This is a genomic window from Acidovorax sp., assembly GCF_046339755.1.
In the GTDB taxonomy this organism is placed as follows: Bacteria; Pseudomonadota; Gammaproteobacteria; order Burkholderiales; family Burkholderiaceae_C; genus Acidovorax.
Window position 1 is genome coordinate 1 of the sequence record NZ_JBKDTZ010000369.1, and the last position, 7570, is coordinate 7570.

The 7570-nt window shown below is 67.8% G+C and carries 3 protein-coding genes and 1 pseudogene; 2 read left to right on the forward strand and 2 right to left on the reverse strand.

Going from position 1 to position 7570, the window contains the following annotated elements; translation table 11 throughout:
* Positions 1-32: 32 nt before the first annotated feature.
* Positions 33-1496, forward strand: a pseudogene (locus ACK59X_RS31510) (molybdopterin cofactor-binding domain-containing protein); the annotation flags it as partial.
* Positions 1497-1499: 3 nt separating this feature from the next.
* On the opposite strand, the gene ACK59X_RS31515 reads toward ACK59X_RS31510, so the two are convergent.
* Together ACK59X_RS31515 and map are read right to left on the reverse strand one after the other, a co-directional pair.
* The gene (locus ACK59X_RS31515) at positions 1500-4091 is read right to left on the reverse strand and encodes a [protein-PII] uridylyltransferase (protein WP_409962903.1); all 2592 of its coding nucleotides are present in this window, start codon (positions 4089-4091) and stop codon (positions 1500-1502) included.
* Between the two features lie 81 nt (positions 4092-4172).
* Positions 4173-4988: a type I methionyl aminopeptidase gene (map, locus tag ACK59X_RS31520; RefSeq protein ID WP_409962899.1), complete on the reverse strand. Its 816-nt coding sequence runs from the start codon at positions 4986-4988 to the stop codon at positions 4173-4175.
* A gap of 414 nt (positions 4989-5402) precedes the next feature.
* Between map and purL the strand changes: the two genes are divergently transcribed.
* On the forward strand, positions 5403-7570 hold a 2168-nt coding region (gene purL, locus ACK59X_RS31525), incomplete at its 3' end, for a phosphoribosylformylglycinamidine synthase (RefSeq protein WP_409962901.1).

A 7570-nucleotide genomic window follows, 5' to 3' on the forward strand; every position in this document is an offset into this window, starting at 1 on the left:
TCGCGCGTCGTGGGCGGTGGCTTGGCGGCTAACTCTTCATCCGGGCCGACGTGCGGCTGGCCGCGTTGGGGGCCAAGGCGGCGCGCCAGCCCGTGAAGGTGGCGGTGCAGCGGCCTTTGATTGCCAACAACACCACGCACCGGCCCGCGACCATCCAGCGCATCCGCATTGGTGCCGCGAAGAACGGCCGGATCAGCGCCATTGCGCACGAAAGCTGGTCGGGCGACCTGCCCGAGGGCAAGCCCGAGACGGCCGTGAACCAGACGCGACTGCTCTACGGCGGTGCCCACCGCCTGACCGCCACGCGCCTGGCCGTGCTCGACCTGCCCGAGGGCAATGCCATGCGCGCCCCGGGCGAGGCGCCCGGCATGATGGCGCTGGAGATCGCTATGGACGAGATGGCGATCAAACTGGGCATCGACCCGGTGGAGTTCCGCGTGATCAACGACACCCAGGTCGACCCCGAAAATCCCGAGCGCCGGTTTTCGCAAAGGCAACTGGTGGAATGCCTGCGCACCGGAGCCGAGCGCTTTGGCTGGGGCCGGCGCCGGGCGGAGCCCGGCCAGGTGCGCGATGGCCGCTGGCTCGTGGGCATGGGCGTGGCGGCGGCGTTTCGCAACAACTTGGTGATGAAGTCGGGCGCGCGCGTGCGGCTCAGCCAGCGCGGCACGGTCACGGTGGAGACCGACATGACCGACATCGGCACCGGTTCGTACACCATCATCGCCCAGACCGCGGCTGAGATGCTGGGTGTGGCCGTCAACAAGGTCATGGTGCGCCTGGGGGATTCGGCCTTTCCCGTGTCGGCCGGCTCGGGCGGGCAGTGGGGCGGCAATTCGTCCACCGCGGGTGTGTATGCAGCCTGCGTGAAGCTGCGCGAAGCCATCGCCCAGAAGCTGGGCCTGCCGTCCGAAACAGCCCAATTCGCCGGTGGCATGGTGCGCGCGGGCGAGCGCTCCGTGCCTCTGGCAGAGGCGGCCGCCGAGGGCGAACTGGTGGTGGAAGACACCATGGAGTATGGCGACCTGCAGAAGAAATTCCAGCAGTCCACCTTCGGTGCCCACTTCGTCGAGGTGGGGGTGGACTTGGCCACGGGCGAGATCCGCGTGCGCCGCATGCTGGCCGTGTGCGCGGCGGGCCGCATCCTCAACCCCAAGACGGCGCGCAGCCAGGTCATCGGCGCCATGACCATGGGGGTGGGCGCCGCGCTCATGGAAGATCTGGCCGTGGATAAGCGCCAAGGCTTCTTCGTGAACCACGACCTGGCCAGCTACGAGGTGCCGGTGCATGCCGACATTCCGCACCAGGAGGTGGTCTTCCTGGACGAGACCGATCCCACTTCCTCGCCCATGAAGGCCAAGGGCGTGGGCGAGTTGGGTCTGTGCGGCGTGGGCGCGGCCATTGCCAACGCCGTGTTCAACGCCACAGGCGCGCGCGTGCGCGACTATCCGATCACGCTGGACAAGCTGCTCGACAAGCTGCCGCCCATGGCTTGACCGTCATGACGAGAGTTCTTTGAGGAGTTCTGTCTCGATCTGGATCTGCCGCGCGTTGTTTTGCAGCTCGGGTCCCTGCACCAGAAAGGTGTCCTCCACCCGCTCACCCAGGGTGCTGACCTTGGCCAGTTGCACGCTCAGATGGTGCTGGGCCAGCACGCGGGCCACCAGGTAGAGCAGGCCGGCGCGGTCGCTGGCCGAGATCGCCAGCAGCCAGCGCTGGGCCTTTTCGTCCGGGCGCAGGGTGACGCGCGGCGCAAACGGGAAGCTCTTGACCCGCCGCGAGACCCGCTTGCGCGTGGGCTCGGGCAGGGGGCCGCCTTCCTCGATCACGCGCACCAGGTCGCTCTCCACCATGTGGGTCAGCTCGCGGTAGTGGCCGGCCTGGTCATCGGCCACGATCTGGAAGGTGTCGAGCGCATGCTGGTTGTTGGCCGTGTGCACGCGCGCGTCCAGGATGCTGAAGCCTGCGCGGTCGAAATAGCCGCAGATGCGTGCGAACAGGTCTTCCTGATCGGGGGCGTAGACCATCACCTGCAGGCCATCGCCGGCCAGTGACTGGCGCGCGCGCACCACGGGCTTCGGTGCGCCCACGTGGCGCGACAGGTGGCGCGTGTGCCAGGCGATGTCGGCCGCCTCGTGGCGCATGAAGTAGCTCACGTCCAGCGTGGCCCACAGTGCCTTGTGGGCTTCGAAGGGCAGGGCGCTCAGGGCCAGCAGCACCAGTGCCTCGCGCTTCCTGGCCTCGACCTCGGCCGCGGCATCGGGTGCCCGCCCGCCCAGGGCGCGCAGCGTGGCGCGGTACAGGTCTTCCAGCAGCTTGCCTTTCCAGGCGTTCCACACCTTGGGGCTGGTGCCGCGGATGTCGGCCACCGTCAGCAGGTACAGAGCCGTCAGGTAGCGCTCGTTGCCCACGCGCCTGGCGAAGGCGGCGATCACGTCGGGGTCGCTCAGGTCTTCCTTCTGCGCGATGCGGCTCATGGCCAGGTGCTCGGTCACCAGGAATTCGACGAGTGCGGCGTCCTCGCGCTCCACCTTGTGCTGGCGGCAAAAACGCCGCACTTCCATGGCGCCGATCTGCGAATGGTCGCCGCCCCGGCCCTTGCCGATGTCGTGGAACAGTGCCGCCAGGTACAGGAGCCAGGGCTTGTCCCAGCCGCCGGCCAACTGCGAGCAGAAGGGGTACTCGTGCGCATGCTCGGCCATGAAGAAGCGGCGCACATTGCGCAGCACCATCAGGATGTGCTGGTCCACCGTGTAGACGTGGAACAGGTCGTGCTGCATCTGCCCCACGATGCCGCGGAACGCCCACAAGTAGCGCCCCAGCACCGAGGTCTGGTTCATGAGCCGCATGGCATGGGTGATGCCGGCCGGCTGCTGCAGGATGCGCATGAAGGCGGCGCGGTTCACCGGGTCGCTGCGGAAGGCCCCGTCCATCACGCTGCGGGCGTTGTACAGCGCCCGCAGCGTGCGCGCCGACAGGTCCTTGAGCCCCACCGTGGTCTGGTAGAGCAGAAAGGTCTCCAGGATGGCGTGCGGGTCCTTGAGATACAGGTCGTCGCTGGCCACCTCGATCAGGCCGGATTTCTCGAAGAAGCGCTCGTTGATGGGGCGGGGCTCGTGCGCCGAGGGGTTGAGTGCTTCCTCGATGTTGAGCAGCAGGATCTGGCTGAGCTGCGAGACCGCCTTGGCAGCCCAGTAGTAGAGGCGCATCATGGCCTCGCTGGCGCGCATGGGCAGGCGTGAGCCGTCGGGCGCCTGCGAGCGGTAGCCAAAGGACTCGGCCACGGCGGTCTGCTGGTCGAACACCAGCCGGTCTTCATGGCGGCCGGCCGCCGCGTGCAGGCGCGCGCGGATCAGGCACAGCACGGCCTCGTTGCGCTCGATCTGGCGCACCTCGAAGGCCGTGGCCATGCCGTTGGCGGCCAGCTCCTTCCAGGTGCTGCCCAGGCCGGCGGCGCGGGCCACCCACAGGATCATCTGCAGGTCGCGCAGGCCGCCGGGCGACTCCTTGCAGTTGGGCTCCAGCGAATAGGGCGTGTTCTCGTACTTGTTGTGGCGCTGGCGCATCTCCAACGTCTTGGCGACCAGGAAGGCCTGCGGGTCCATCTGCGCGCGGTACTGTTCCTGGAACCGGGCGAAAAGTTCGGTGCTGCCGCAGATTTGCCTTGCTTCGAGCAGCGAGGTCTGTACCGTCACGTCGGCGGCCGCCTCGGCCAGGCATTCGGCAATGGTGCGCACGCTGGAGCCGATCTCCAGCCCCGCGTCCCAGCAGCTGCCGATGAAGCCTTCGAGCTGCGCGCGCAGCACGCTGCAGCCGTCGGCCGCGCGGTCGTCGGGCAGCAGCAGCAGCACGTCCACGTCGGAGTAGGGAAACAGCTGGTCGCGGCCGAAGCCGCCCACGGCCACCAGCGCCAGGTCGGGCGGCAGCTCGGCGCGCTGCCACAGCTGCTGCAGCAATTCGCCCGCGAGGGTGGAAAGCTTGCGCAGCAGCACCCGGATGCCGCGCGTGGACGCACCCGTGGCCTGGATGGAGGCCATCAGGGCCGCCTTGTCGCGGCGGTAGGCGTCCCGCAGGGCGTGGATTTCGGTCATGGACGGAGAGAGCGATGCAGTCGATGTGGCCATGCAGTGTTCCACGCAAAAGTCGTGCGCAGCGGGTTTCCCGCTGGCTTTTTATGTCTTTGTGGAAGTCACAAAGGACGGCAGTGGCGGCGAGCCGGCCGAGATGGTCATCACCTCGTAGCCGGTTTCGGTGACCAGCACCGTGTGCTCCCACTGGGCCGAGAGGCTGTGGTCCTTGGTCACGATGGTCCAGCCGTCGTTGCCGTGTTCCTTCACCTCGCGGCGGCCGGCGTTTATCATGGGCTCGATGGTGAACACCATGCCGGGCTTGAGCTCTTCGAGCGTGCCGGGCTTGCCGTAGTGCAGCACCTGGGGCTCTTCGTGGAAGCGCTGGCCGATGCCGTGACCGCAGAACTCGCGCACGACGGAAAAACCGTGGCCCTCGGCAAACTTCTGGATCGCGTGGCCGATGTCGCCCAGGTGGGCGCCGGGCTTGACCTGCACGATGCCGTGCCACATGGCATCGAAAGTCATGGCGCACAGGCGCTTGGCGGCGATGGATGCCTCGCCGATGAGGTACATGCGGCTGTTGTCGCCGTACCAGCCGTCCTTGGTGATCACGGTGACGTCCACGTTCACGATGTCGCCCTTCTTCAGGGGCTTGTCGTTGGGGATGCCATGGCACACCACATGGTTCACCGAGGTGCACAGCGACGCGGGGTAGGGCGGGTAGCCCGGGGGCTGGTAGCCCACCGTGGCCGAGATGGTGCCCTGCTGGGCCATGCATTCGGCGGCCAGCCGGTCGATCTCGTTCGTGGTGATGCCGGGTTTGATGTGGGGGGCGATGTAGTCCAGCACTTCAGACGCCAGGCGGCACGCCACGCGCATGCCCTCGATGTCCTGTGCACTTTTGATGTTGATCGTCATAGGGGGATTATCCCATTGCGGTGAAGAACCTGTTCACGATCTCGCAGGGGATCGCGTTGGAGCGCAATCGGGATGAGTGGATGCTTCGGGGGCGCCGCATGGGCTCATGCCCATGCAAGCAGCCGGGGCGTCCAATCGCCCGATTTCGCTCCAACCCGAAGGGCAGTGGCCTTGGCGGGCGGTTTGCGGCGTTGCGGCGCTTGTTGATAGCGGGGCTATCAACTGCGCACCGCGCCTAGCATCCCATCCCGCCACGGCCGCTGCGCGACCCCTGGGAGATCGTGAACAGGTTCTGACGCTGCATGCGCTTGCACACGGCCGGTTAAAATGGGAGGCTAACCGCTGCCTGCGCAGACTTTTTACGGGGCGGCGGTTGTGCCCACGTACCCCTCACACCCCCAACAGGCCGCTACCGTGACCTTGCACATGACCACGCTGGCGGGCGGCAACGCCCTCAGCACCTTCCGCGCCCAGCAACTCCAGCCCGCCCTCGAGGCCATCCACCCCAAGATCACCGGCATCGCTGCGCGCTTCGTGCACCTGGTTGCCACCGATACGGCACCCTCGGCGGCCGATCAGGAGCGCCTGGCCGCCCTGCTGACCTACGGCGACCCCTACGCCGGGCCGGACAGCGGCGCCGTCATCGTCGTCACCCCGCGCCTGGGAACGCTGTCGCCCTGGGCCTCCAAGGCCACCGACATCGCTCGCAACTGCGGCATCGCCATCCGCCGCGTGGAGCGCATCACCGAATACCGCGTTTCCCTCAAACCCGGCCTGCTGGGCGGCACGCCCGAGCTGAATGCCGAGCAGGTGGCCCAGGTCGCCGCGCTGCTGCACGACCGCATGACCGAATCGGTGGTGGCCGACCGCAGCGGCGCCGCTGCCCTGTTCACCGAGCTGCAGCCCGCGCCCATGGAGCATGTGGATCTGCTGGGCGGCGGCCGCGCCGCGCTGGAGGCTGCCAACACCCGCTTCGGCCTGGCGCTGGCCGAGGATGAGATCGAATACCTGGTCAACGCCTTCACCGGCCTGGCGCGCAACCCGAGCGACGTCGAGCTGATGATGTTCGCCCAGGCCAACAGCGAGCACTGCCGCCACAAGATCTTCAACGCCGAGTTCACCATCGACGGCGTGGCGCAGGACAAGAGCCTGTTTGGCATGATCCGCAACACCCACCAGTTGGCGCCCCAGCACACGGTGATCGCGTATTCGGACAACGCCTCGGTGATGGAAGGCCACCAGGTCGAGCGCTTCATCGCCCGCATGGGCGAGGCCGGTGCGCCCGGCTATACCAAGAGCGAGGCCACCCAGCACGTGCTGATGAAGGTGGAAACGCACAACCACCCCACGGCGATCTCGCCCTTCCCCGGTGCCTCCACCGGCGCGGGCGGCGAGATCCGTGACGAAGGCGCCACAGGCCGCGGCTCCAAGCCCAAGGCGGGTCTGACGGGCTTCACCGTGTCCAAGCTCTGGGGCAGCGAAGTGGGCAAGCCCGAGCACATCGCCAGCCCGCTGCAGATCATGGTCGAAGGCCCCCTGGGCGGCGCGGCGTTCAATAACGAATTCGGCCGTCCCAATCTGGCGGGCTACTTTCGCGAGTACGAGCAGAACGTCGGTGGCGTGCAGCGCGGCTACCACAAGCCCATCATGATCGCGGGCGGCGTGGGCGTGATCGACGCAGGCCTGACCAAGAAGATCGAATTCCCCGCTGGCTCGCTGCTGATCCAGCTGGGTGGCCCCGGCATGCGCATCGGCATGGGCGGCAGCGCGGCCAGCTCCATTGCCACCGGCACCAATGCGGCCGAGCTCGACTTCGACTCCGTGCAGCGCGGCAACCCCGAGATCGAGCGCCGCGCACAGGAAGTCATCAACCACTGCTGGGCGCAGGGCGACGCCAACCCCATCCTGGCCATCCACGACGTGGGTGCGGGCGGCCTGTCCAACGCCTTCCCCGAGCTGACCAACGACGCCGGCCGCGGTGCACGCTTCGACCTGCGCGCCGTGCCGCTCGAAGAATCGGGCATGGCGCCCAAGGAAATCTGGAGCAACGAGAGCCAGGAACGCTACGTGTTGGCCATCGCCCCCGGTTCGCTGGCCCAGTTCCAGGCCTTCTGCGAGCGCGAGCGCTGTACCTTCGCCGTGATTGGCACCGCCACCGAAGAGCGCCAGTTGGTGCTGGACTACACGGCCGTGGCCGGCGGCGACCAGAAGCTGCCCGTGGACATGCCCATGAACGTGCTTCTGGGCAAGCCGCCCAAGATGCACCGCGACGTGGCGACCGTAGAGCGCCAGTTCGCGCCCATGGACCTCACGGGCGTGCCCCTGCAAAAGGCCGTGATCGACGTGCTGGCCCACCCCACGGTGGCCTCCAAGCGCTTTCTCATCACCATCGGCGACCGCACGGTGGGCGGCCTGTCGCACCGCGACCAGATGGTCGGCCCCTGGCAGGTGCCCGTGGCCGACTGCGCCGTGACCCTGGCCGACTACACGGGCTTTGCCGGCGAGGCCATGAGCATGGGCGAGCGCACGCCGCTGGCCGCCATCACTGCTCCCGCCTCGGGCCGCATGGCCGTGGCCGAGGC

Bases quoted from the DNA above. Each gene is read 5' to 3' on its own strand.
- ACK59X_RS31515 (WP_409962903.1), bottom strand. From the start codon at position 4,091: ATGACCGAAATCCACGCCCTGCGGGACGCCTACCGCCGCGACAAGGCG.
- map (WP_409962899.1), bottom strand. From the start codon at position 4,988: ATGACGATCAACATCAAAAGTGCACAGGACATCGAGGGCATGCGCGTG.